Annotated in this window: 22 protein-coding genes; 12 read left to right on the top strand and 10 right to left on the bottom strand. The window is 63.3% G+C overall.

Annotated features, from left to right (window positions below; all coding sequences use genetic code 11):
• Nucleotides 1-65 precede the first annotated feature (65 nt).
• The gene (locus tag PG897_RS15580) at nucleotides 66-1,214 is read right to left on the bottom strand and encodes an MFS transporter (protein WP_201885344.1); all 1,149 of its coding nucleotides are present in this window, start codon (nucleotides 1,212-1,214) and stop codon (nucleotides 66-68) included.
• Nucleotides 1,215-1,505: 291 nt separating this feature from the next.
• Nucleotides 1,506-2,456, bottom strand: coding sequence for a ribosome biogenesis GTPase YlqF (gene ylqF / locus PG897_RS15575; RefSeq protein WP_010633500.1), 951 nt, complete (start codon nucleotides 2,454-2,456; stop codon nucleotides 1,506-1,508).
• Nucleotides 2,457-2,788: 332 nt separating this feature from the next.
• Here ylqF and PG897_RS15570 point away from each other — a divergent pair, with 332 nt between their 5' ends.
• The 11 genes from PG897_RS15570 (at nucleotide 2,789) to PG897_RS15520 (ending at nucleotide 14,456) form a co-directional block, all read left to right on the top strand.
• The gene (locus PG897_RS15570) at nucleotides 2,789-4,180 is read left to right on the top strand and encodes an alkaline phosphatase (protein ID WP_042888886.1); all 1,392 of its coding nucleotides are present in this window, start codon (nucleotides 2,789-2,791) and stop codon (nucleotides 4,178-4,180) included.
• A gap of 11 nt (nucleotides 4,181-4,191) precedes the next feature.
• Entirely contained in the window at nucleotides 4,192-5,586 is a 1,395-nt protein-coding gene (locus tag PG897_RS15565; RefSeq protein ID WP_017765593.1) for an alkaline phosphatase, read from the top strand.
• A 50-nt stretch (nucleotides 5,587-5,636) separates the two neighbouring features.
• Entirely contained in the window at nucleotides 5,637-6,320 is a 684-nt protein-coding gene (locus PG897_RS15560; protein WP_139397932.1) for a hypothetical protein, read from the top strand.
• A gap of 80 nt (nucleotides 6,321-6,400) precedes the next feature.
• Nucleotides 6,401-7,135, top strand: a complete 735-nt coding sequence (locus tag PG897_RS15555) for a substrate-binding periplasmic protein (RefSeq protein WP_005302720.1) — start codon at nucleotides 6,401-6,403, stop codon at nucleotides 7,133-7,135.
• A gap of 231 nt (nucleotides 7,136-7,366) precedes the next feature.
• A complete protein-coding gene (gene rnk / locus PG897_RS15550) occupies nucleotides 7,367-7,762 on the top strand; it encodes a nucleoside diphosphate kinase regulator (protein WP_005302721.1) in 396 nt (131 codons plus the stop codon).
• Between the two features lie 188 nt (nucleotides 7,763-7,950).
• A complete protein-coding gene (uhpA, locus tag PG897_RS15545; RefSeq protein ID WP_005302722.1) occupies nucleotides 7,951-8,541 on the top strand; it encodes a transcriptional regulator UhpA in 591 nt (196 codons plus the stop codon).
• Nucleotides 8,538-10,058: a signal transduction histidine-protein kinase/phosphatase UhpB gene (gene uhpB, locus PG897_RS15540; protein ID WP_201885345.1), complete on the top strand. Its 1,521-nt coding sequence runs from the start codon at nucleotides 8,538-8,540 to the stop codon at nucleotides 10,056-10,058. The genes uhpA and uhpB overlap by 4 nt, the downstream gene beginning before the upstream one ends.
• A 27-nt stretch (nucleotides 10,059-10,085) precedes the next feature.
• The gene (locus tag PG897_RS15535) at nucleotides 10,086-11,414 is read left to right on the top strand and encodes an MFS transporter (RefSeq protein WP_043169673.1); all 1,329 of its coding nucleotides are present in this window, start codon (nucleotides 10,086-10,088) and stop codon (nucleotides 11,412-11,414) included.
• Between the two features lie 476 nt (nucleotides 11,415-11,890).
• On the top strand, nucleotides 11,891-12,679 hold the full coding sequence (locus PG897_RS15530) for a transporter substrate-binding domain-containing protein (protein ID WP_019838861.1): 789 nt from the start codon (nucleotides 11,891-11,893) through the stop codon (nucleotides 12,677-12,679).
• A 90-nt stretch (nucleotides 12,680-12,769) separates the two neighbouring features.
• Nucleotides 12,770-13,729, top strand: a complete 960-nt coding sequence (locus PG897_RS15525; RefSeq protein WP_041203158.1) for an amino acid ABC transporter permease — start codon at nucleotides 12,770-12,772, stop codon at nucleotides 13,727-13,729.
• On the top strand, nucleotides 13,713-14,456 hold the full coding sequence (locus PG897_RS15520) for an amino acid ABC transporter ATP-binding protein (RefSeq protein WP_005302727.1): 744 nt from the start codon (nucleotides 13,713-13,715) through the stop codon (nucleotides 14,454-14,456). Before PG897_RS15525 ends, PG897_RS15520 begins: the two co-directional genes overlap by 17 nt.
• Nucleotides 14,457-14,525: 69 nt before the next feature.
• On the opposite strand, the gene PG897_RS15515 is transcribed toward PG897_RS15520, so the two are convergent.
• Both PG897_RS15515 and PG897_RS15510 read right to left on the bottom strand, forming a co-directional pair.
• A complete protein-coding gene (locus tag PG897_RS15515) occupies nucleotides 14,526-14,963 on the bottom strand; it encodes a DUF2059 domain-containing protein (RefSeq protein ID WP_226013991.1) in 438 nt (145 codons plus the stop codon).
• Between the two features lie 229 nt (nucleotides 14,964-15,192).
• Complete coding sequence (locus tag PG897_RS15510; RefSeq protein WP_025201435.1) at nucleotides 15,193-15,960, bottom strand: substrate-binding periplasmic protein; 768 nt, start codon at nucleotides 15,958-15,960, stop codon at nucleotides 15,193-15,195.
• Nucleotides 15,961-16,189: 229 nt separating this feature from the next.
• Here PG897_RS15510 and PG897_RS15505 point away from each other — a divergent pair, with 229 nt between their 5' ends.
• Nucleotides 16,190-17,029, top strand: coding sequence for a sterol desaturase family protein (locus PG897_RS15505; RefSeq protein ID WP_201883889.1), 840 nt, complete (start codon nucleotides 16,190-16,192; stop codon nucleotides 17,027-17,029).
• A gap of 78 nt (nucleotides 17,030-17,107) precedes the next feature.
• On the opposite strand, the gene PG897_RS15500 is transcribed toward PG897_RS15505, so the two are convergent.
• The 6 genes from PG897_RS15500 to pstB form a co-directional block, all read right to left on the bottom strand.
• Complete coding sequence (locus tag PG897_RS15500; protein WP_201883888.1) at nucleotides 17,108-18,508, bottom strand: basic amino acid/polyamine antiporter; 1,401 nt, start codon at nucleotides 18,506-18,508, stop codon at nucleotides 17,108-17,110.
• A 9-nt stretch (nucleotides 18,509-18,517) separates the two neighbouring features.
• A complete protein-coding gene (locus PG897_RS15495; protein ID WP_201883887.1) occupies nucleotides 18,518-19,420 on the bottom strand; it encodes a homocysteine S-methyltransferase family protein in 903 nt (300 codons plus the stop codon).
• Between the two features lie 269 nt (nucleotides 19,421-19,689).
• Nucleotides 19,690-20,232, bottom strand: coding sequence for a hypothetical protein (locus PG897_RS15490; protein WP_017765605.1), 543 nt, complete (start codon nucleotides 20,230-20,232; stop codon nucleotides 19,690-19,692).
• A 19-nt stretch (nucleotides 20,233-20,251) separates the two neighbouring features.
• The gene (locus tag PG897_RS15485; RefSeq protein ID WP_010633484.1) at nucleotides 20,252-21,571 is read right to left on the bottom strand and encodes a hemolysin family protein; all 1,320 of its coding nucleotides are present in this window, start codon (nucleotides 21,569-21,571) and stop codon (nucleotides 20,252-20,254) included.
• Nucleotides 21,572-21,763: 192 nt separating this feature from the next.
• Entirely contained in the window at nucleotides 21,764-22,474 is a 711-nt protein-coding gene (phoU, locus tag PG897_RS15480; RefSeq protein WP_005302735.1) for a phosphate signaling complex protein PhoU, read from the bottom strand.
• A gap of 179 nt (nucleotides 22,475-22,653) precedes the next feature.
• Nucleotides 22,654-23,472: a phosphate ABC transporter ATP-binding protein PstB gene (gene pstB / locus PG897_RS15475; RefSeq protein WP_005302736.1), complete on the bottom strand. Its 819-nt coding sequence runs from the start codon at nucleotides 23,470-23,472 to the stop codon at nucleotides 22,654-22,656.
• Nucleotides 23,473-23,525 lie beyond the last annotated feature (53 nt).

Genomic DNA, 23,525 nt, shown 5'->3' with positions numbered 1-23,525 from the left:
TATATGCGTGCCATCCAGCCCCCTATCGGGAAGCGAGGATGGAGCCCTCTACCGCCGACCACAGTTCAGGCGTGGGCCACCGGTGTCGAGTGTTTCCCCATGGGGCGCAGCAACATCAGCAGGTAGAGCAAGGCCACACCGGCGATCATGATGAACAGCAGATTGTCCGAAAGGTGCTGCATCAGGAGCGCGGTATAGGCCGGGCCGAGCAGGCTGCCAATGGTGTAGCTCAGCAGCAGCGCCTGGTTCATGGCCACCAGCTGATGGTGCTCGACCTTCTCGCAGGCCCACGCCATGGCCACCGGATAGAGGGTAAACCCGGCGGCGCCCAGGATGAACAGCGCCGGCCCCATCGCCACGCTGCCGAGCATGGCCCCGCACCCCAGGATCACCACCAGCACCTGCACCCGCAGCACCGGCAGACGGCCGAACCTGTCCGCCAGCCGACCCACCGGCCACTGCCCCAGGATGCCGGCACTCACCATCACCGCCATCCAGTAACCAATGCCGGCATCGCTCACCCCCTGATGATTCAGGTAGAGCGGCATCAGGCCGTAGAGGGAGCCCAGCACGATGCCGGAGATGATGCAGCCATCGACCCCGAGCCGTGCCTGACGCAGCCGCAACATGGACCAGACCCGGGTTGAGCCCTGCGCTTCGCTGCGCTCACTGACGATGCGGGTGAACAACAGCGGCAGGATAGCCGCCAGGATCAGCCCACTCGCCCAGGGCAGTACCTCCATCAGGCCGGTCGGCAACTTGCTGACCAAGAGCTGGCCGAGCACTGTGCCCAGGTAGTAGACCATCATGTAGGCGGCCAGCAGACGGCCCCGATTGTGCGCGTTGCCGCTGCACATCAGCGCGCTCTCCACCACCACCCAGATCATGGCGCAGCCTATACCGGCGATAAATCGCCAGCCGAGCCAGCTCCAGAAATCAAGGGTAATGCCGAGCCCGACACAACCGGCGGCAAAGAGGGCGGAGGCCAGGTAATAGCTGCGGTTGAAGCCGCAACGCCTGATCAAGGTGCCCGCCAGCAGGGTGCCCAGCAGGTTGCCGCTGAAATAGGAGGAGCCGACCATGCCCACCTGCCAGGTCGGCAGCTGTTCATGGGCAAGCCAGAGCGGTACCAGGGTATTGAGCACCGCGATGGAGAGGGTCAGCAGCAACAGGCCACAGAGCAATAACAGCACTGGCCGGGTGTATATGGTCATGGGTAAAACCGTGAGGAGAGTCAAAAATGCGAGCGCATCATGCCACCGCCAATGCCATTGTCAATCGGCACTGAAAGCAGGATCGCAAGGTTTTAGCGAATGCTGCTGGTGCGGTGCAGCACGGCACCGTTCGGCGCCTAGCTTATCCCCTTGATTCACGGACTCTTTGGCCATGATGACGGGCAGATGCCGGTTGCCTGTCGGCCTCTTGGCCTCCCCCTCAATCCAGGACGCCATAACGAGAAGAGGCGACCCCGGGTCGCCTCTTCTTTATACCTGGCACAAGGCCGGTCAGCGCTGACGCTTCTTGGCGTACTTGCGGCGGGCCCGCGCCTGACGCTCCTCTTCCCGCTCCGCCTTCTCCTTGGCCTTCTGTTCGGCCTCGGCATCGGCCTCCACGATCTCGCTGCTCACCATCTGCGGGGTCTCCAGCGAGATGCGGCCCAGCAGGCCAGAGCGGAACTCGTTGACCAGGATCTCGGACGCCTTGTGCAGATCCGACAGCCCCCCCTTGCGCATGAAACCGCGCTGGCGGGCAATCAGATCCAGCAGCTCGATCTCGGTCTCGGGCAGCGCGTCAATCTGATAGCGCGCCTGGATCCGCTCCGGATAGGCCTTGAGGAAGTAGTCCGCGGCGAACATGGCGATGTCCGCATAGTCATAGACGGTGTCCTTGATGGCGGCCGTGATGGCCAGCCGATAGCCGCAGGAGGGCGGGTTGAGTTTGGGCCACAAGAAGCCCGGGGTGTCGGTCAGGATGACATTGTTGTCGAGCTTGATCCGCTGCTGGGACTTGGTCACCCCCGCCTCGTTGCCGGTGCGGGCGATGATGCGCCCGGCCAGGGTGTTGATCAGGGTGGATTTTCCCACGTTGGGAATGCCCATGATCATGGCGCGCACGCCGCGCAGCTCCAGATTGCGCTCCGGCAGCATCTCGTGGCAGAGGGTCAGCAGCTGCTTGATCTTCTCCGGCTCCTGCTGGGTCAGGGGCAGCGCCTTGATCCCCTTTTCCTGTTCCATGTGGGCCACCCACAGCGCGGTGATCTCGGGGTCAGCGAGATCCGCCTTGTTGAGCACCTTGATCACCGGAGTATCGCCGCGCAGCTCGGGCACCAGCGGGTTTTCGCTGGAGAAGGGGATGCGGGCGTCGAGCATCTCTATGATGACATCGACCTGGGGCATGACCTCGGCAATCTCTTTGCGGGCCTTGTGCATGTGGCCGGGGAACCAGTTGATGGACATATCCGTTACTCTCATCTAGGGACTGCGGGCGCGGGCTTGCGGTGGCGCGAGCGGCGGGCGATGGCGGACGCAGGGCGTCGCAAGGGGGCGCATTTTACCTGCACCCGCCCCGATTTGACAGGCCATTCTAGCCGCCAGCCGGCAAACCGGCCAGATTTTCGCCCGCCCCCTCCCCTCGTCAGCCGGTGTGGCCAGTCTCTGCTATTGATAGATAAGTGATTGATACAACATAACATTCACGCAACACCTTCATCGGATTGTCATCCAGTTTCACTAAAAGTGTCATCTGCGACCTCTAGGCTGCGCTCAGGTTTTACAAGGAGCGAACCCCAATGAGAAAGATGGCAGGACTTGCATTGATGATCGGCGCCGCCCTGGCCGCCGGCTGCAACTCCAACAACGACAGCAGTGCGCCCGAGCCCGGTGCCAAGAACGTGATCTTCTTCCTCGGCGACGGCATGGGTCTCAACACCCTGACCGCCGCCCGCATCTACGGCGTCGGTGAAGAGGGCAGCCTCACCATCGATACCCTGCCGGAGACGGCCTTCATCAAGACCTTCTCCCACGACGCCCAGGTGACCGACTCGGCTCCCTCCATGTCCGCCTACATGACCGGGGTCAAGAGCAACAACGGTGTCATCAGCATGGACGGCGATGCCACCCAGGAGAACGACTGCAGCAAGAGCGCCGGCAAGCCGGTCACCACCTTGCTGGAGCTGGCCAAGGCAGCCGGTCGCGGCACCGGCGTGGTCACCACCACCCGGGTGACCCACGCCACCCCGGCCGCCACCTACGCCCACCTCTGCAACCGGGATCTGGAAGCGGACATCGCCGCCCAGCTGGTACCCGGCGGCGCCGGTTACAACAGCGCCCTCAAAGAGGGGGTGGACGTGGTACTCGGCGGTGGCAGCAGCTTCTTCTTGCCCAAGGCCGACAAGGGCAAGCGCGAGGATGGCCGCAACCTCATCGACGAGATGAAGGCCAAGGGCTATCAGTTTGCCGCAACCCTGGACGAGCTGAACCAGGCCGATGCGAGCAAGCCGCTGTTGGGGCTGTTTGGCTCAAGCCACATGAAATATGACCTGGACCGACCCGCCAGCGAGCCTTCCCTGACCCAGATGACCCTGGCCGCCATCAAGCAGCTCAAGGACAAGAAACAGGGCTACTTCCTGATGGTGGAAGGGGGGCGCATCGACCATGCCCTGCACGACACCAACGCCAAGCGTGCCCTGCAGGACACACTCGCCTTCGACAACGCCATCAAGGCGACCATCGACGAGGTGAAGAAAGCCGATCCCGAGCTGAAAAACACCCTGATCGTGGTCACCGCCGACCATGACCACACGCTGGTGCTGAACGGCTACGCCAAGCGGACCGGCAAGACCACCGCCGACAACCCAGGCGTACTCGGGCTGGTGAAGAACTACGAAACCGGCGAACCGAGCAAGGATGCCGACGGTATGCCCTACACCATCATCGGCTTTGGCAACGGCTACAACCGTGTGGATGGTCCGCGCAGCAGCGTGGCACCGCTGGACGACGCCACCGTCTCTGCCAACGACTATCACCAGGAGGTGGTGGTCAAGGTAGGCGAGATAGGCAACGAGACCCACGGCGGCACCGACGTCTTCCTCGGCGCCATCGGCCAGGGAGCGGAGAGCTTCCACGGCTCACTCGACAACACCGCCGTGTTCGGCAAGGTCAAGGCTGCGGCCGGGCTGTAAGGAGCATTCCCATGAAAAGCGCCATGAAACAAAAACTGCATAAAACCCTCGTCAGCACGGCCCTGCTGGCCGCCCTCGGCGGCGCGGCCCAGGCACAGGCCAGCGACGCCAAGAACGTCATCCTGTTTATCGGCGACGGCATGGGCCCCACCGTGCTCACCGCCACCCGCCTCTACAAGGTGGGGGAAGAGGGCAATCTGGAGATAATGAAGCTGGCCCGCAGCGCCCGCATCAAGACCTTCTCCAACGACGCCCAGACCACCGACTCGGCCCCCTCCATGGCGGCCTACACCACCGGGGTCAAGATGAACAACGAGGTGATCGCCATGAGCAGCGACACCAAGGCCGTCGCGCCCGGCAAGGACGTCAACGGCAACAAAGGCATCAACAACTGCACCAGCGACAACGGCAAGCCGGTGCCCACCATTCTCGAACTGGCCAAGGCAGCCGGCAAGTCGGTGGGGGCCGTCACCACCACCGAGCTGACCCATGCCACCCCGGCCGCCACCTACTCCCACATCTGCCATCGGGACGCTGCCTACGCCATCGCCGAGCAGGCGGTACCGGGCGGTGCCGGCTTCAACACCGCGCTGGGGGATGGGGTCGACGTGCTGATGGGAGGCGGCGCCAACCACTGGACGCCCTACAACAGCACCAGCAACAAGGGCGGTCGCGCCGACGGACGGGATCTCACCGCCGAGCTGACTGCCCAGGGCTACCACTACGTCACCACCAAAGATGATCTGGCTGGCGTCAACTCGGGCAAGGTGCTTGGGCTGTTCAGCGCCAAGTCCCACCTCGACTACGAGCTGGACCGGGTCGCCAAGGGGGCGGCAAGCACCCAGCCCTCTCTTTCGGAGATGACCGCCAAGGCGATCGATCTACTCAGCCAGAACAGTCAGGGTTACTTCCTGATGGTGGAAGGGGGTCGCATCGATCACGCCCTGCACGGCACCAATGCCAAGCGCTCGCTCACCGACGCGGTGGCGCTGGACGAGGCGGTCAAGACGGCGCTCGGCAAGGTGGATCTGAAAGATACCCTGATCGTGGTCACCGCCGACCATGACCACACCATGACCATCAACGGCTACTCCGCCAAGGGCAACAAGGTGCTGGACCTGGTGAAAAATGGCGACGGCTCGACCCAGAACGATGTGGATGGCAAGCCGTTCACTACCCTGGTGTTCGGCAACGGCCCCAACCGCGCCGACGTGCGCCCCACCCTCACCAGCGATCAGGTGATGGCGGACGACTACCTGCAAGAGACCGGGGTCAAGCTGGGCTCCGAGACCCACGGCGGCGGCGATGTGATGCTGTTTGCCGACGGCGCCGGCAGCAGCCGCTTCAAGGGGACGCTGGATAACACCAAGGTGTTCGGCAAGCTCAAGGAGGCGCTCGGTCTGTAAACGACAGGGCCCGGCCAGATGCCGGGCCCTGCTCGCTCGAGCGAGACGGCATGATGCGATATTTATTACCCTTGTGGCTGCTTGGTTGCAGCCTCTCTTTTTCCCTCCTGGCCGATGAAGTCCCCGACCTGGCTGCCCGCATCCGCTATCAGGACAGGGTGACCAGCAGCGACGGCATCAGCAAGGAGAGCCAGTGGCAGGAGAAGTGGCTGCGGGTCGGCGACCAGGTGTGGAGCCAGCGGCTCATTCCCCTCCCCCTGGCCCGTGCCTACCACGCCGCCCACGATGCCACCCCGGGCCACAAGCACTTTACCCACCAGATGGCGGCGCGCTGGGTGACCCGCAACCAGCAGGATGAGCTGCAGCTGCGCTACGCCGACAACTGGCACAACCAGCTGGTGGAGGTACCGGAGGAGGAGTATGGCCAGGTGGCCTTCAAGCCCGACTGGCCCAGGATCCGCCACCTCATCAACCCGGCCCTGCTGCAGGAGATGACCCCCCTCGACGAGGCGGCCCCCGAGCAGGCGCGCTGGTATGAGAAGCGCGAGGGCAAGCAGCGCACCCGCATCCTCTGGTCGAGCCGCTGGCAGCTGCCGCTGGTGGTGGAGTCGGCCAGCCTCGACGGCTATCGCAGCTACCGGATGGAGGTGACCCTCAAATCCCTGCCCAAAGCCCTGCCCTGGCAGCAGCTGGAGGGCTACCAGACCCTGGATCTGCGAGATTTCTTCGACTGACGGGACGCCCCGAACAGGGTGGGCTGACTTGTGCCGACGGGGTGGTACACTCTGTGTACTCATCCCGGATCAGGTCTGCCATGCGAATTTCCGCTCTCCTGCTGCTGTTTTGCTCCCTGCTCTTTTCCGCCCTGCCGGCCCGGGCCGTGGTGGTCATCGCCGCCGAGATCCCGCCTTATGTGATCCGCTCCAATCAGGGGGCCCCGAGCGGCATGGTCATCGAGGTGCTGGAAGAGGCCGCCCGCCGGCTCAAGGAGCCGCTGACCATCGAGCTGATGCCGCTGGCCCGCGCCCTCAGCCAGGCCCGCTATCGCCGGAATGTCTTGCTGGTGCCGCCGGTGCGCAGCCCCCAGCGCGACCCTCAGTTTCTCTGGATTGTCCCCCTGATGGACGAGGCCTTCGTGCTGGTCAGCCATCGCCAGTACCACCCGACCCCCCTCACCATCAACGCCCTGCCCGGCCTCACCGTCGGCGTGATGCGCGGCTCCTTTGGCCAGAGCCTGCTGCGACCCTATCCGCAGGTGAAACAGGCGCTGGTGGCCGAGGAGATCCACAACGCCGACAAGCTGGCGCTCGGCCGCATCCAGGGCTGGGCGGTGGCCTGGAACAGCGCCCGCTACAACCAGCAGCAGGCCGGCCTGCCGCTGGCGGATCTGGTGCGCGGCGAAACCCTGCAACACTCTCCCCTGTACCTGGCTGCCAGCCCCCATTTTCCAACCGCCGAGGCGACCCGCTGGTACCAGACCATCGCCGCCATGCGCGACGACGGCAGCCTGGCGCGCATCATCAAACAGTACGATTACCAGGCGCCCTGACAAGCTTGTCAGGATAATTGCCAAAGCAGTTCAGAATGGTTATGGTATCCCCATGAAAGCGCTCATGATTTTGTCAAGTCTGCTCACACCCCGTTGAGCCCCCGCCCTCGCCCCTGACAGCGAGTCGTTGGGGGCATCGCATTCCCGATCTGTTTTTTCGTATCGCACACTCTTTTTTCGGCCAGCTTGCCCGTCATCCTGGCCATCAGACCCATTGATAAGGAATATCTTATGAAACAGCCACATCTCGTGATTTCCAGCCTGGATCTCGATCGCATCGAGCAGCTGCTCGGCAACCATCCCCAGCACCTGGCCCTGCAGGAGGAGCTGGATCGCGCCGAGATCCGCGAACCGGCCGACATGCCGCCGGACGTGGTGACCATGAACAGCACGGTGCGCTTCAAGATGCAGAGCAGCGGCAACGAATTCTGCCTGACCCTGGTCTACCCGCGGGACGTACAGGGAGACGAGTCGAAGATCTCCGTGCTGGCCCCGGTCGGCAGTGCTCTGCTTGGGCTCAAGGTGGGTGACAGCATCGCCTGGCCGGGCCCGGCCGGTCGCACCATCCAGGTGGAGATCCTGGAGGTGGTCTACCAGCCGGAGCGTGCCGGCGAGCTGCACCGCTAGCCCTCCCGGGCACGCGCCGGCCTGCATGACGGCGCCGGGCGTGCCCCTGCAGCTGATCCCGATCAAGCTTTGCCGCAGAAGTGGCGCCAATCCTGCCCTCCAGCCCCGCTTTCACTTGAGCCGGGACGAGGGGGCAGGTATCTTGTTGGCCGCGCCAGCACCCTGGCCGCAGATTTCAGGCTGACATCATGATTAAGATTGCCCTCATCGACGATCACCAGATCGTCCGCTCCGGTTTTGCCCAACTGCTCAATCTCGAACCCGACCTGCGGGTGGTGGCCGAATTCGGCTCCGCCGCCGAGGCGCTGGCGGGTCTGCCCGGCAGCGGGGTACAGCTGTGCGTGTGCGACATCTCCATGCCGGATCAATCCGGGCTGGATCTGCTCAAGCGCCTCCCCTCGGGGCTGGCCGTGGTGATGCTGTCGGTGCACGACAGCCCGGCCCTCATCGAGCAGGCCCTGCAGGCCGGCGCCAAGGGGTTCCTCTCCAAGCGCTGCAGCCCGGACGAGCTGATCGCCGCGGTGCGCACCGCCGCCCACGGCGGCTGTTACCTCACCCCGGACATCGCCCAAAAGCTCGCCTGCAACAGCCAGGATCCCCTCACCAATCGGGAGCGGGAGGTGGCGCAGCTGCTGGCGCGGGGACTGGAGGTGAAGGCCATCGCCGAGCAGCTCGGCCTCTCCCCCAAGACGGTGCACGTGCACCGCGCCAACCTGATGGACAAGCTCAAGGTCAGCAACAACGTGGAGCTGGCCCACCGCATGCTGGACAGCTGGTGATCGCTCGTCTGGCCAGCTATGTCGCCATCTCGCTGGCGGCCTGCTTCATCTTTGCCGCCGGCTGGTTTTGCCTGTGGAGCATTGGCCTGCATCTGGCGGGCTCCCCCATGCTGGCAGCCCTGCTGTTTCCCTTCGGCCTGCGGCTGGGGCTGCTCTTGCAAAGCCCGCTCGCCTACTGGCCACCGCTGCTGCTGTGCGAATCCCTGCTGCTCTACTGGCTCAACCAGGAGGTGGGACTGCCGCTGTGGCCGCTCATTCAGGCGGGCAGCCTGCTCACCCTGTTGCCGCTGCTCATCGCCCGCCGCCAGCCGGTGCGCAACGACTGGCAGCAGCTGCTGGTGCTGCTGGCCACCGTCACGGTGGCGGCCGGGCTGCAATCCCTGCTCTGGCACCTGGCCGGCGAGGATGGCCTCACCGCCCTGCTGCTCACCCTCACCGGCGGGCTGACCCTCACCTCCACCTGCATGCTGATCTGGCATTACCTCACCCGCGCCACCTGGGTGCCGCTCGGTCCTGCGCTGGTGGATCAGCCGGTGGACTGGCGCTTTCGTCACCTGGTCTGGTATCTGCTGCTGTTCGTGCTGAGCCTCTGGCTGCAGCTCGGCCTGCCGGCCTCGCTGGTGCGCTTCACCCCGTTTTGCCTGGCCATTCCCATCATGGCCATGGCCTGGCGCTACGGCTGGCAGGGGGCCCTGCTCGCCACCCTGATGAACACGGTGGCGCTGATGGCCGGCCAGGCCTGGCACGATCACCCCCTCGATCTGCTGCTCTCCCTGCTGGCCCAGAGCCTCACCGGCCTGCTGCTCGGCGCCGGCATCCAGCGCCAGCGCGAGCTCAACCAGGCGCTGACCCGCCAGCTCGCCCACAACCGCCAGCTCACCGAGCGGCTGCTGGAGACCGAAGAGAGCATCCGCAAGGAGGTGGCGCGCGAGCTGCACGACGACATCGGCCAGACCATCACCGCCATCCGCACCCAGGCCGGCATAGCGCGCCGCCTCGCCCCTGACAACGCCGGGGTGGGCCAGAGCAGCGCCCTCATCGAAACCCTGTCGCTTGGCATCTACGACGCGGTGCGCGGCCTGCTCGGCCGGCTGCGCCCCCGCCAGCTCGACGACATGAGCCTGGAGCTGGCGGTGCGCGCCCTGCTGCGCGAGCTTGAGCTGGAGCGCCGCGGCATCGTCACCCGGCTGGAGTGGCAACTGGCGGACACCGGCCTCTCCGATGCCCAGCGGGTCACCCTGTTTCGGGTCTGTCAGGAGGGGCTCAACAACGTGGTCAAACACGCCAACGCCAGCTCGGTCACCATCCGGGCCCAGCGCCAGGGGGAGCGACTGACCCTGCTGCTGGAAGACGATGGCTGCGGCCTGCCCGAGCACCGCACGCCCCAGGGCTACGGCCTGCTCGGCATTCGCGAGCGGGTGCAGGCGCTGGGGGGCTCGCTGCAACTCTCCTGCGTACACGGCACCCAGCTGACCGTGACCCTGCCCGATCGCAAGCGGGAGGAAAACCATGAATAAGCCAACTCTCCGACCGGGAGCGCTTCCATGCTGAGCTTTATGCGCAGTGCGCCGCCCCAGCCCCTCATCCGCGATCAGGCCGAGATCGACGCCTGTTATCGCCACTGGCGGCTGCACATACTGCTGACCATGTACCTGGGCTATGCGGTCTTCTACTTCACCCGCAAGAGCTTCAACTTCGCCATGCCGGACATGCTGGCAAGCGGCATGCTGGCCAAGGCCGACATCGGCATGCTGTGGACCCTGTTCTACATCACTTACGGCTGTTCCAAGTTCTTCTCCGGCATCATCAGCGACCGCGCCAACCCGCGCTACTTCATGGGCCTCGGCCTGATGGCGACCGGGGTCATCAATATCCTGTTCGGGCTCTCGTCGTCGCTGTGGCTGTTTGCCGCCCTCTGGGTGGCCAACGCCTTCTTCCAGGGCTGGGGCTGGCCCCCCTGCTCCAAGCTGCTCACCAGCTGGTATTCGCGCAGCGAACGCGGCTTCTGGTGGTCGGCCTGGAACACGGCCCACAACGTGGGCGGGGCTCTCATCCCCCTCATCGTCAGCACCCTCGCCCTGCAGCACGGCTGGCGCTACGGCATGATAGTGCCCGGCCTCATCGCCATCCTTGCCGGGCTGTTTCTCTGCTGGCGGCTGCGGGATACCCCGAGCGCCATGGGGCTGCCCACGGTGGGCGAGTGGCGCAGCGATGCGCTGGAGCTGGCCCAGCAGACTCAGGATGCGGGGCTCTCCCATCGCCAGATCCTGCGCAAGTACGTGCTCGGCAACCCCTACATCTGGCTGCTGGCCTGCTGCTACGTGCTGGTCTACGTGGTGCGCACCGCCATCAACGACTGGGGCAACCTCTACATGACCGAGCAGCGCGGCTTCAATCTGATGAGCGCCAACTCGGCCATCTCCATGTTCGAGGTGGGGGGCTTTATCGGTGCCCTGGTGGCGGGCTGGGGATCGGACAAGCTGTTCAACGGCAACCGTGGGCCCATGAACCTTATCTTCGCGGTGGGGATATTGCTCTCGGTGGGGTCGCTGTGGCTGATGCCCTTCTTCAGTTACGTGATGCAGGCGGCCTGCTTCTTCACCATCGGCTTCTTCGTGTTCGGCCCCCAGATGCTGATCGGCATGGCGGCGGCAGAGTGCTCCCACAAGAACTCGGCGGGGGCCGCCACCGGCTTCGTCGGCCTGTTCGCCTACATGGGGGCGGCGCTGTCGGGCTATCCGCTGGCCAAGGTGATGGAGATCTGGCACTGGCAGGGCTTCTTCGTGGTGATCTCGGTGGCGGCCGGCGTCTCCGCCCTGTTGCTGCTCCCCTTCCTCAAGGCGCAGGCCCCCCGCCCTCGCGAGGCGGCCTGACTCACCCCGGCCAGCAGACCCGTCTCTTGATTTGATCGCGGCGCAGTCGGTCTACGCCTGTCACCCACACCTCTCTGCCAACCCCCTTTACCACTCATGTGAAGCTGATTGTGGGCGCACGCCAGCCGGCTGAGCAGCAATTGGCACTGCTGACGGCGGGTCCCCTTGTAACAAAATGTGCTGAATACATTTTGGGCTTGAACCCGCTCCATTAGATAGATATGTTGTTTTCGTGTGATTTTATGAGTGTCGCCACGGGGAAAATGCGCCACTAACCTATTGAGTCATCTGGCACAATCGGCATTTGGTACATTTTTCACTCAGCTGGTGGCGAATAGAATCCCATATGGGGCTTTCGCCTCGTTCAAGACAATAATCCTGTCTTGCCCTGTTGCCGGATGCAGCAGTCTCTTGTGCCACGGAGTCGCACGGGATCAGGTTCAAGGCTGAACACACTTTTGACAGAGACGTCACTTATGATCAAAAAACTCATTCTCTCTACCCTGCTGCTGTGCGGGCTGGCCAACGCGGCCCCCAGTTCCACCCTGGATGCCGTGCTGGAGCGCGGCGTGCTGCGGGTCGGTTTCGACGCCGGCTATCAACCCTTCGAGATGACCAACAAGCAGGGCCAGTACATCGGCTTTGACGTGGATCTGGCCAAGATGGTCGCCAAGGAGATGGGCGTGAAGGTGGAGTTCGTCAACACCGCCTGGGATGGCATCATCCCCGCGCTCTTGACCGACAAGTTCGACGTCATCATGGGCGGCATGACCGTCACTCCCCAGCGCAACCTGCGCGTCAACTTCGCCGACCCCTACATCGTGGTCGGGCAGACCATAGTCCTGCGCAAGGACAAGGCTGGCGAGATCAAATCCTTCACCGACCTCAACGACCCCAAGTACAAAATTGCGGTCAAGCTCGGCACCACCGGCGAGCAGGCGGTCAAGCGTCTGATCCCCAAAGCCACCCTGCTGCAGTTTGAAACCCAGGATGACGCCAAGCTGGAAGTGATCAACGGCAAGGTCGACGCCTTCGTCTACGACCTGCCCTACAACGCCATCTTCGCCACCCAGAACAAGGGCGCCGTGGTGCATCTGGACAAGCCGTTCACCTTCGAGCCGCTGGCCTGGGCCATCCGCAAGGGGGATCAGGACACCCTCAACTGGTTCAACAACTACCTGCGCCAGATCAAGGGCGACGGCAGCTACGACCGCCTCTACAAGAAGTGGTTCGAATCCACCGCCTGGCTTGATCAGCTCAAGTAACCTCGCAAGGGGCGGCCCGCCGCCCCTTCACGCAGATCCCCACACAATAACTACAACGAGGTTGCGACAGTGCACAACCCAACAAGACAGATGGAAAAACAACCCAATCAACTGCTCTGGCACGGCGTCTTCCTGCTGATCGTGCTGGCCGCCCTGTTCGGCATCTACAAGGCCGTGCAATCGGTGGATTACACCTGGCGCTGGGAGCGGATCCCCCAATACATCGCCTACCAGGCGGAGCAGAAAAATTACGCCGAGTTCGACGGCACCGTGGTCGCCGGCACCACCGAGGCCGACAAGGGCAAGCTGTTCCTGCAAAACGATCTCGATCCCAACCAGCGCCAGCCCATCGCCGTCAGTGGTGGTCAGGTGGCGCAAGGGGATACCGTCTTTCGCGGCGACACCCTCGACACCCAGCTGAGCTGGACCGCCGGCCCCATCGCCTGGGGCGTCTGGATGACCATCAAGCTCTCGCTGGTAGCGGGCATCTTTGCCATCCTGCTCGGCACCCTGGCGGGGCTGGCACGGCTCTCCCCCAATCCGGCCCTGCGCAACCTGGCAATCACCTATGTGGAGCTCATCCGCGGCACCCCGCTGCTGGTGCAGATCTTCATCGTCTACTTCTTCATCGGCACAGTGCTGAACCTCGACCGATTTACCGCCGGGGTGGCGGCACTGGCGGTCTTCACCGGCGCCTACGTGGCGGAAATCGTCCGTGCCGGCATCAGCTCCATCCACAAGGGGCAGATGGAAGCGGGCAGAAGCCTTGGCATGACCTCGGCCCAGACCATGCGCTACGTGATCCTGCCGCAAGCTTTCAAGCGGGTACTGCCGCCGCTGGCGGGCCAGTTCATCAACCTCATCAAGGACTCCTCGCTGGTCTCGGTCATCTCCATCACGGATCTGACCAAGGCGGGACGGGAGGTGGTGAGCTCCACCTTCAGCCCGTTCGAGGTGTGGTTCACCGTGGCCCTGCTCTATCTGGTGCTGACCGGCACTCTCTCCTTCCTTGTACGCCGTCTGGAGGTGAAATATGCGCGCAGCAACTGATCCGATTATCAAGGCAAGCTCAGTGGAGAAGTTCTACGGCAGCGAGGTGCACGCCCTGAAAAACGTCAGCACCCAGGTAGCCGAAGGGGAAGTGGTGGTGATCGTGGGGCCAAGCGGTTCTGGCAAATCCACCTTCCTGCGCACCCTCAACCAGCTGGAGACCATCAACGACGGCCAGATCGTGGTGGATGGCATCAGCCTGACCGAGCCTGGCGACGTCAACAAATTGCGGGAAGAGGTGGGCATGGTGTTCCAGTCCTTCAACCTCTTTCCCCATCTGAGCGTGCTGGACAACATCTGCCTCGCGCCGCAAAAGGTGCGCGGGCTGTCGCGCAAGGATGCCGAGGACAGAGCCAAGGCCCTGCTGCTCAAGGTTGGGCTCTCCAACAAGGCCCAGAGCTACCCCTCCCAGCTCTCCGGCGGCCAGCAGCAGCGGGTGGCCATCGCCCGGGCGCTCGCCATGCAGCCGCGCATCATGTTGTTTGACGAGCCCACCAGCGCACTCGACCCCGAGATGGTGGGCGAGGTGCTCGACGTGATGAAGGGGCTGGCCCGCGAGGGGATGACCATGGTGGTGGTCACCCACGAGATGGGCTTTGCCCGGGAAGTGGCGGATCGGGTGCTGTTCATGGAGAGCGGCGAGCTGCTGGTGGACGAGAAGCCGGCGGATTTCTTCGACAATCCCCCCTCCCCACGCCTGCGCCAGTTCCTGAGCCAGGTGCTCTAAGGGATAACGCACAAAAAGAAAGAGGGAGCCCATGGCTCCCTCTTTGCGTTGATACCCTGCCGACTGCGTCTATTTTGTCGCTTTGCGCTTTGCTTCATCCAGCATGGCTTGCAGTGCCGGCATGTTGCGCTCGGCCAGGGATTTACCCACCAGTGAGCTCTCCTGAAAGATGGCCGGCATGGTATCCAGGGATTTTTTCCCGACCGGGCTCTGATAGAAGGCGATCAGCTCCTTGAGCTCGGCTTCGGTGAAATGCTTACGGTAGATGGCGGCCACCTCGGCACTCATGGCTGGCCAGGAGAGGTAACGGTTCACCCAGGCCTCCAGTACATCGCGGTGCTGGGCCAACTCCTGTGCATGTTCGCCGGCGCCTCGGATGATCAGCGGGATCATCTGTGCCTGCATCTGGGCCTGCAGCTGCTCCGCCTGCTGCTCGCTGTTGAGCAGACTGACCAGCTCCTGAGCGGGATCGGCCCACACACCGCCACTCCACAACAGGGCGATCACAGCCCCTCTTTTCACCCACTGCATAACTGCCTCTCTAACCATTTGAAAACAACAGGTTACATTGAATTTTCAAACAGACCAGTCGCCAGATGGTGATGAGGCATGAAGGAGTGCGGTTGTCATATGGGCAAGTTCAAGCTGACTATAAAAGCAACAGAGGGACTCATAGTCCCTCTGTTGCTTGGCCGATACGACGGGAAGGCTGAATCTGACCGGCTCCATCATCAGTTCAGCGCGGGGACTTTCCCAGGTATTGCTCCACTATGGTCCGGATCCCGTCCCGCTTCTTGAGTTCGTAGAGATGCTTGTCGAACTGCTCGACAAAGTCCTCCTTGAAGTCGAACTCCCCCTTGCGGCTGTAGCCGAGAAACCCCTGCTCCCGGCTGAGCACAGGCCCCTGCTTGAGCTGGGACATATCGGCCACTGCCAGCTGGTTGCCCTTGATCATGCTGAGCAGCTCATAGAGCAGCGAGAGCCGGTCGTTGACGGTGCAGTCCACCCGGCCGCGCACTATCTTGAGCAGGTTTTCCCGGTTGCTCTTCACCTCTTCCAGCCCGATCTTCTGCTCTTTGATCGCCTGCCAGAAGGGGGCGCCGCCGATGGTAAAACCGGCATTCATGCCAAAGCGCAGGCCGTAGTAGTCGGTCGGGAACTGCGCCTGCGGGGTATTGACGGCCACCCCGGCGCCGCACATCACCACCAGCTCCTCGTCGAGCAGGGGCTGGGAGTAGGGCCACATCCAGGGACGACCATCGGGCTGGTAGTAGGGCGGGAAGATGGCGAAGGCGCTGCCCTGCTCCACCATGCTCAGACCCCGTCGCCAGGGCATGGCCTTGATCACCACCTCGTAGCCATCCATGGACGCCGTCACGCTGCGCACTATGTCGGCATAGATCCCCTTGACCTCCTCTCCCTCCTGCCAGGAATAGGGGGGATAGTTGGCATCGGCCAGGATCTCGACCCGGGTCTTGGCCTGCGCCAGCAGGCAGACCCCCATCAACAAACAACACCACAGCCGCATCATCTGCCACTCCAGAGGTAGAAAGCCTCATCAAGCATAGTCACTGCACCCGCCGCTCAGGGAGTCGTCATACCAATTGATGGGCCGCCGCTGGCCACATGTCACATCCAGCTCCAGCTGAACACATCCACTGCAGCAAAATGTTAATGAAAGTTTGCATTCATCCTTTATGCTGGAGAGCAATTGCTCTGACTGGATACCCGACATGGATGTGCAACTGCTCCTGCTCTACCTCTCGCCGATCTTTGTGGCCTTTATCGGCTGGGAGATGCTCTACCTGCGCAAGCATGGCGCCGCCTATCCCACTGCCGGTTATCAGTGGAAGGATCTCTTCGCCAACACCACCCTGGCGCTGATGCATCAAGGGGGCGACGCGCTGGCGGCCATCGCCATCGCCTACCTCTACGACGCCCTCTGGGGCTGGCGGCTGCTGGACATAGATCTCAACCTCTGGAGCCTGTTGCTGCTCTTCCTGCTGCAGGATCTCTGCTACTGGCTGTTCCACTTCGCCAGCCACCACGTGCGCTGGCTGTGGGCCTCCCACGTGGTGCACCACAGCTCGGAGCGGCTCAACCTCTCCACCGCCTTTCGCCAGAGCCTGATGTACCCGGTCTCCGGCATGTGGTTGTTCTGGATCCCGATGATCCTCATCGGCTTCCCGCCCGAGGCCGTGGTGGCCACCGTGCTCTTGAGCCTGGGCTTCCAGTTCTTCGTCCACACCCAGGTGGTGGGCAAGCTTGGCTGGCTGGAGTGGATCTTCAACACCCCCTCCCACCACAGGGTGCACCACGCCAGCAACACCAAATACATCGATCGCAACTTCGCCGGGGTGCTCATCATCTGGGACCGGCTGTTCGGTACCTTCGTGGAAGAAGACTTAGGCGAGCCGTGTCGCTTCGGCATCACCAAGCCCATCCACAGCTTCAACCCGCTCACCCTCACCTTCCACGAGTGGCGCGACATGCTGCAAGAGGCCCGGGGCCTGCCCTGGCGGCAGAAGCTCGCGGTGCTGTTTGGCAAGCCGGCCGGCCCCGCCAGCCGCTGAGCACGCACTGCAAGCAATCAGCAGACAAAAAGAGAGCGCCCCCTTGGGCGCTCTCTTGCATTGCCGGTCACAACCCGGTCAAACGTGGGCAAAGGACCAGACGGCGGGAATGAGGCTCAGCAGCGTCACCCCGGCCAGCAACCGCTCGCGTCCGCTCAGGGGCTGCTCGGCCCCCAGCTGGCGCCGGCTGTAGAGGAACAGCAGCAGACCCGGCCCGTAGAGCAGCAAGGAGAGCAGCAGGTACTCCACCCCGGCGGCGTAGAGCAACCAGAGACCATAGCCGCTCGACACCAGCGCCACCGCTCGCATCAGGAGGTTCCCCTGCCCGCTGAAGGCGAGCTTGAGCAGGAACAGGCCGATCAGCAGGTAGGGCACCAGGATCATGGAGGTGGAGACGAGCAGCAGGTTGGTGTAGCCCTTGCCAAGCAGCCACACCAGCAGCAGACACCCCTGCACCGTCAGGCTGGTAAGCCAGAGCGAGGCAATGGGGGTGCCGTTGTGGTTCTGGCGCCGGAAGATGGCCGGGAAGGCGCCATGGCGCGCCGCACTGAACGGCACCTCGGCCGAGAAGAGGGTCCAGCTCACGTAGGAGGCGAGCACCGAGACGATAAGGCCGGCGCTGATAAGCAGCTTGCCCCAGGAGCCCGTCATCTGGGCCATCAGCCCCGCCATGGAAGGGTTGGGCAGGGCCGCGAGCTCGGGGCGGCTCAATATCCCGAGCGCCAGCACCGAGATGAGCACATAGAGCAGCAGCGCCAGCACCACCCCGAGCACGGTGGCCGTGCCCACGTCCCGCCTGTTTCTGGCCCGGGCCGACAGCACAGCCGCCCCCTCGATGCCGGTGAAGACCCAGAGGGTGATCAGCATGGTGTTGCGCACCTGCTCGGAGACCGGCGTTGCCAGAGTGCTGCCCTGCTGATCCGCCGCGAAGGTGACCGGGTCGAACCAGTAGCAGGCAAACAGGATGAACAACAGCAGCGGCAGGCTCTTGGCCAAGGTCGCCATCAGGTTGAACAGGGCCGCCTGCTGCACGCCGCGGGCCACCAGCAGGTGCACCGCCCAGAGGATGCAGGACTCGCCGATGAAGGCCGCCAAGGTGTTGCCCTCGCCAAACCAGACCCGCTCCGGGGTGTCGACGAAGCTGCCCAGCGCCGCGAAGGCGATCACCAGATAGCCCACCACGCCGATGGTGGCGCACAGCCAATAGCCCCAAGCGGAGAAGAAGCCCACCAGATCGCCGAAACCGGCCCGGGCATAGCTGTAGATGCCGCCATCGAGCTCCGGCCTTAAGCGCGACAGATAGAGAAAACTCATGGCGAGCGCCAGGATGCCGACCCCGGTGACGGCCCAGCCGATCAGCACGGCGCGAGCGCCCGCCACCTCGGCCATGTTCTGGGGCAGGCTGAAGATGCCGGCCCCTACCATGGAGCTGAACACCAGGGCGGTGAGGGACCAGAGCCCGATCTTGCTCTCTTTCATGGGCGCTCCTTAACGCAGCCGGCTGGCCAGCGCCTCAATGTGTTCCGGGCCGATGCCGCAGCAGCCGCCGATGAGGCTTGCCCCGGCAGCGCGCCAGCGCTCGGCCCAGCCCAGATAATCCAGCGGTCCCAGATCGGTGCGGATCTCGTCCAGCCCGTCGTTGGCGGTCGCCTCCTTAGGCTGGGGCGGGAAGGCGTTGGCATAGGCGCCGAGGCGAACGTCGGTGCGCCCCAGGACCTGCAGGCCGGCCCTGGCCACCTTGAGCGCGGCGTCGATCACCTCGGGCTGGCAGCAGTTGAACAGAATGGCGTCCACCCCGGCATCGGCCAAGGCGGCGACGGCGTCCGCCACCCGCTCGCCAGAGCGCAGGGTCGGCTCGCTGCCCGGCGCCTCGTCCTCCAGGGTGAAAGAGACCCAGAACGGCTTGCCATCCTCGGGCAGCAGGGCCTTGAGGGCCAGCGGCTCGGCGATGAGGCTCATGGTCTCCGCCAGCCAGATATCCACCTGGGATGAGAGCGCCCGGATCAGCGGGGTCGCCAGCTCGCTCACCCTGCCAGCGTCGAACAGGTCGGCACGGTAGGAGCCAAAGAGCGGCGGCAAGGAGCCGGCCACCTGCACGCTACCCGGCTGCTCGTCGGCCACCTCCCGGGCCAGCTGACCGGCCAGGGTCGCCAGCCGCTCCCCCTCTGCCGCAAAGCGCGCCTCACCGATATGAAACGGCACCAGCGCATAGCTGTTGGTGGTGATGACCCGTGCCCCGCTCGCCACATAGGCCCGATGCACCTCGCGCACCGTCTCGGGGGCCTCCATCAGGGCCAGCGCCGACCATTCCGGCTGGCGAAACGGCGCGCCCCGCCGTGCCAGCTCGCGCCCCATGCCGCCATCCAGTATCCACAATGCCTGCGTATCCATCTGTCTCGTCTCTTGTTGCGTTGTTGTCTTGTTGTGCGGGTCTGTGCGCTTTATCCGTTGCGCCTGCCCCGGCGGCGCGGCAACCCGTCGCCATCGTCACCCTGAACAAATTAGCCATAAAAACATATAGATGTTTAGATGGCCAAAATAAGATAAAGCAAAGCCCACCCGACGGCAACCGGCATCACCGCAAAACCACAAACGCAGAAGGCAGAAAAACAAGAGGCCACCCTAAGGTGGCCTCTTGTGGCAACAGATGAACTGGCGGCTCAACGCCCGGCCAGTACCCGCTTGGTCTGTTTGACCCAGTCGGACACCCGACCCTGCTGGGGATACCCCTGCCAGATCTGCTCCCACTGGGCGGGGCTGAGCGGGCGGCCCAACCGGCGCTGCACCCCGGCATAGAGGTAGTCGTGGGCCGTGGTACGGGCCTGGGCAGAGGTGAGGAACTTGGCCACCGGGTCGGTCAGGCGCACGTCCCGCATGCCCAGCAGCGGGTAGTCGCTGTGCACCGCCGCCAGCATGGTCTCGCGCATGGCCGACTCGATGTAGCCACGGGCAAACAGGGCGGTTACCGACTCGAGCGATCCTTGATCCGGACCGTGATACTCCTCGTCGAACACCGGGCTCGGCTCCGCCACGGCGCTTTGCACCACCGCATCGGGATCCGGCTGCGGCATGACCACGGCTGCCTTGGGGGCGGACGGCTTGGCGACGGGAGTGGCCTTGCGCGGTGCGCTCTGGCTGCAGGCACCGAGTGCCAAGGCGAGCGCCACACAGGCCAGCGCACGGGAATGAGACTGCATCTTCATGATTGCTAACGAGCTCCTTTTACGATTCCTGAGCGGGCTTGTCGGCCGGCGTGGCCTCTACCCGGGTGACCAGCAGCTGGTCAATCTTGTAGCTGTCGATGTCCACCACTTCAAACTTGTAACCGGCATATTTGACCGAGTCGGTTCGCTTGGGGATCTTGCGCAGCATGTACATGATGAAGCCGGCGATGGTTTCATAATTCTGGTTTTCCGGGAACTCCTCGATGTCGAAGGCACGCATCACGTCGGAGATGGGGGTCACCCCGTCCACCAGCCAGGAGTTCTCATCCCGCTGCACGATTTGCTCTTCCACCACGTGGGTGGCCCACTCGCCCATGACGGTACTCATCAGGTCGTTCATGGTGACGATACCCACCACCAGCGCGTACTCGTTCATCACCACCGCGAAGTCGCCGCGATGGTTCTTGAAGTACTCCATCGCCTCATAGAGGTTGAGGGTGTCGGGAATGATGATGACGTTCTGCACCAGGGAGCCGCTGTTGAGATCGATGCTCTGGCCGCTGATGACCCGGATCAGCAGCTCCTTGGAGTCGACGAAGCCCTTGATGCTGTCGAGGTTGTGGTCGCACACCAGGAACTTGTTGTGGGGGTGCTCGGCGATCTTGGCCTTGATGCTCTCCTCCCCCTCTTGCAGGGTGAAGTAGATGAGGCTCTCGCGCGCCGTCATGGCCGAGGTGACACCGAGGGACTGCAGCTCGAACACGTTCTCGATGAGCTGATGCTCCTCACGCTGGATGACGCCGGCCTCGGCCCCCGCATCCATCACCGCATAGATATCGTCGGAGGTGATCTCGTCGTTGCGCACCATGGAGATGCGCAGCAGGCGGAACAGACCGTTGGCCATGCCGTTGAACAGCCACACCAGCGGCATCAGCAGGGTGACGCACAGCAGCATGGGGCGCACCACCACCACGGCGATCCGCTCCGGCATGGTCATGGCGAGGCGCTTGGGCATCAGATCGGCGATGAGAATGAACATGCCGGTGACGAACACGAAGGAGGTCGCCGAGCTGATTTCACTCAGCCAGGGCCCCTGATAAAACTCGGAGACCAGCTCCTTGATGGCCGGATTCAGGGCGGATTCGCCCAGGATACCGCCCAGGATGGCGACGGTATTGAGCCCGATCTGCACCACGGTAAAGAAGTTGCCCGGCTGGGCCTGCAGTGCCAGTACCTTTTCGGCATGGCGGTTGCCCTCATCGGCCATCACCTGCAACTTGATCTTGCGGGAGGCGGCGAGGGATATCTCGGAGAGAGAGAAGAACACGCTGCCGGCAACCAGCAGCATCAGGAAAAATAAACTATCGGCAAAACTCATGATTAACCTATTGCTACACCCGCCTTAGCACAAGACGGCAAACTGGGTCCGGGAGACCGGACCGTGAGTCGATCCGGGACTCACACAGGGGGCATATTCTAGCAGAAAAGCGCCAGTCGGGTGGCGATATCTTGCACTGACTGAAAAGGCAACAAAAAAGGCGCTCAAAGCGCCTTTTTATTCATTTCAGACTCACCCTTTCCCCAGCAGGGTGCCCAGGTCGTCCGCCTTGGTGTGGCGCACGTCCTTGCCTTTCACGTAGTAGACGATGTATTCGCAGATGTGCTGGCAGCGATCGCCGACCCGCTCGATGGCCCGCGCCGCCCACAGCACGTTTAGCACCTGCGGTATGGTGCGGGGATCTTCCATCATGTAGGTCATCAGCTCGCGAATGATGGACTCGTACTCCCGGTCCACCTTGTCATCTTCCTTGTAGACCGCCAGCGCAGCATCGAGATCCATGCGGGCGAAGGCGTCCAGCACGTCGTGCAGCATCTTGATGGTGCGGCGGCCCATGTTCTCCAGCGACACCAGCGGCGGTTGCGGCTTGTTGGCGTTGTCGGTCAGCATGCGGGCGATCTTGTCCGCCACATCGCCGATGCGCTCAAGGTCGGTGATGGTCTTGATGATGGCCATCACCAGCCGCAGGTCGGAGGCAGTAGGCTGGCGCTTGGCGATGATGCGGGTGCACTCCTCGTCGATCGCCACTTCCATGGCGTTGACGTTATGGTCGTTGGCCACGATCTTGCGCGCCGCGTCCAGATCCTGATCGTGGATCGCCGCGATGGCGTCGGTCAGCTGCTGCTCCACCAGCCCGCCCATCACCAGCACCTGGTTGCGCACGCTCTCGAGCTCGGCATTGAACTGACCGGAGATGTGTTTGTTGAGGTTCATATTGTCCATACCAATAATCCTTGATGCTCCGAGTATGCCCTAGTCGTTGAACTGACGGGTAATCTGTTTGTTGATGCTCATCTTGCTCATCCCCATAACCCTTGTTGCACCAACACGCCCTAGTCGTTGAACTGACGGGTAATCTGTTTGTTGATGCTCATCTTGCTCATCTCCATCACCAGCATCCCTTAGCCGTAACGACCGGTGATGTAGTCTTCGGTCTTCTTCTTGGCCGGGGTGGTGAAGATGGTGTTGGTGTCCGAGTACTCGATGAGCTCGCCCATGTACATGAAGGCGGTCTGATCCGACACCCGCGCCGCCTGCTGCATGTTGTGGGTCACGATCACCACGGTGAACTGGCTCTTGAGCTCGTTGATCAGCTCCTCGATGGTGAGGGTGGAGATGGGGTCGAGCGCCGAGGTGGGTTCATCGAGCAGCAGCACTTCCGGCTCGATGGCAATGGCGCGGGCAATCACCAGACGCTGCTGCTGACCACCGGAGAGGCCGAAGGCGTTGTCGTGCAGGCGATCCTTCACCTCGTCCCACAGGGCCGCGCCGCGCAGGGAGCGCTCGGCCGCCTCGTCCAGGGTGCGTCTGTCGTTGATGCCCTGCAGGCGCAGGCCATAGACCACGTTCTCGTAGATGGACTTGGGGAAGGGGTTGGGGCGCTGGAACACCATGCCCACCTGACGGCGCAGAGCGGAGACATCGACGCTCTTGTCGTAGATGTTGTGGCCGTGCAGCTGAATTTCGCCCTCGATGCGGCAGATCTCCACCAGGTCGTTCATCCGGTTGATGCAGCGCAGCAGGGTGGACTTGCCGCAGCCGGAGGGGCCGATAAAGGCGGTGACCTGGCCCTTGGGGATCTTCATGTTGACGTTGAACAACGCCTGCTTGTTGCCGTAGTACAGGTTGAGATCCTTCACCTCCAGCGCGGTCTGCTCCGGGCTCAGGTTGAGCAGGTCGGTCGCGGTATGCTGGGTCGCTGCGGTCGTTACGTTGATCATCTGTTACCTCAAAATCTGTCGATGGCGGCGGGCACTTTCAGGGCCCGCGGCCG

This window comes from Aeromonas sp. QDB20, from assembly GCF_027707805.1.
Classification (GTDB): Bacteria; Pseudomonadota; Gammaproteobacteria; order Enterobacterales; family Aeromonadaceae; genus Aeromonas; species Aeromonas dhakensis.
Note: the sequence above shows the minus strand (reverse complement) of the source record. Positions and strands in the feature narration are given on the sequence as shown.

Excerpts from the sequence above, each read along its gene's own strand:
- PG897_RS15580 (WP_201885344.1), bottom strand. The coding sequence starts at position 1,214 with ATGACCATATACACCCGGCCAGTGCTGTTATTGCTCTGTGGCCTGTTG.
- ylqF (WP_010633500.1), bottom strand. The coding sequence starts at position 2,456 with ATGTCCATCAACTGGTTCCCCGGCCACATGCACAAGGCCCGCAAAGAG.
- PG897_RS15570 (WP_042888886.1), top strand. The coding sequence starts at position 2,789 with ATGAGAAAGATGGCAGGACTTGCATTGATGATCGGCGCCGCCCTGGCC.
- PG897_RS15565 (WP_017765593.1), top strand. The coding sequence starts at position 4,192 with ATGAAAAGCGCCATGAAACAAAAACTGCATAAAACCCTCGTCAGCACG.
- PG897_RS15560 (WP_139397932.1), top strand. The coding sequence starts at position 5,637 with ATGATGCGATATTTATTACCCTTGTGGCTGCTTGGTTGCAGCCTCTCT.
- PG897_RS15555 (WP_005302720.1), top strand. The coding sequence starts at position 6,401 with ATGCGAATTTCCGCTCTCCTGCTGCTGTTTTGCTCCCTGCTCTTTTCC.
- rnk (WP_005302721.1), top strand. The coding sequence starts at position 7,367 with ATGAAACAGCCACATCTCGTGATTTCCAGCCTGGATCTCGATCGCATC.
- uhpA (WP_005302722.1), top strand. The coding sequence starts at position 7,951 with ATGATTAAGATTGCCCTCATCGACGATCACCAGATCGTCCGCTCCGGT.
- PG897_RS15535 (WP_043169673.1), top strand. The coding sequence starts at position 10,086 with ATGCTGAGCTTTATGCGCAGTGCGCCGCCCCAGCCCCTCATCCGCGAT.
- PG897_RS15530 (WP_019838861.1), top strand. The coding sequence starts at position 11,891 with ATGATCAAAAAACTCATTCTCTCTACCCTGCTGCTGTGCGGGCTGGCC.
- PG897_RS15525 (WP_041203158.1), top strand. The coding sequence starts at position 12,770 with ATGGAAAAACAACCCAATCAACTGCTCTGGCACGGCGTCTTCCTGCTG.
- PG897_RS15520 (WP_005302727.1), top strand. The coding sequence starts at position 13,713 with ATGCGCGCAGCAACTGATCCGATTATCAAGGCAAGCTCAGTGGAGAAG.
- PG897_RS15510 (WP_025201435.1), bottom strand. The coding sequence starts at position 15,960 with ATGGGGGTCTGCCTGCTGGCGCAGGCCAAGACCCGGGTCGAGATCCTG.
- PG897_RS15505 (WP_201883889.1), top strand. The coding sequence starts at position 16,190 with ATGGATGTGCAACTGCTCCTGCTCTACCTCTCGCCGATCTTTGTGGCC.
- PG897_RS15500 (WP_201883888.1), bottom strand. The coding sequence starts at position 18,508 with ATGAAAGAGAGCAAGATCGGGCTCTGGTCCCTCACCGCCCTGGTGTTC.
- PG897_RS15495 (WP_201883887.1), bottom strand. The coding sequence starts at position 19,420 with ATGGATACGCAGGCATTGTGGATACTGGATGGCGGCATGGGGCGCGAG.
- PG897_RS15490 (WP_017765605.1), bottom strand. The coding sequence starts at position 20,232 with ATGAAGATGCAGTCTCATTCCCGTGCGCTGGCCTGTGTGGCGCTCGCC.
- PG897_RS15485 (WP_010633484.1), bottom strand. The coding sequence starts at position 21,571 with ATGAGTTTTGCCGATAGTTTATTTTTCCTGATGCTGCTGGTTGCCGGC.
- phoU (WP_005302735.1), bottom strand. The coding sequence starts at position 22,474 with ATGGACAATATGAACCTCAACAAACACATCTCCGGTCAGTTCAATGCC.
- pstB (WP_005302736.1), bottom strand. The coding sequence starts at position 23,472 with ATGATCAACGTAACGACCGCAGCGACCCAGCATACCGCGACCGACCTG.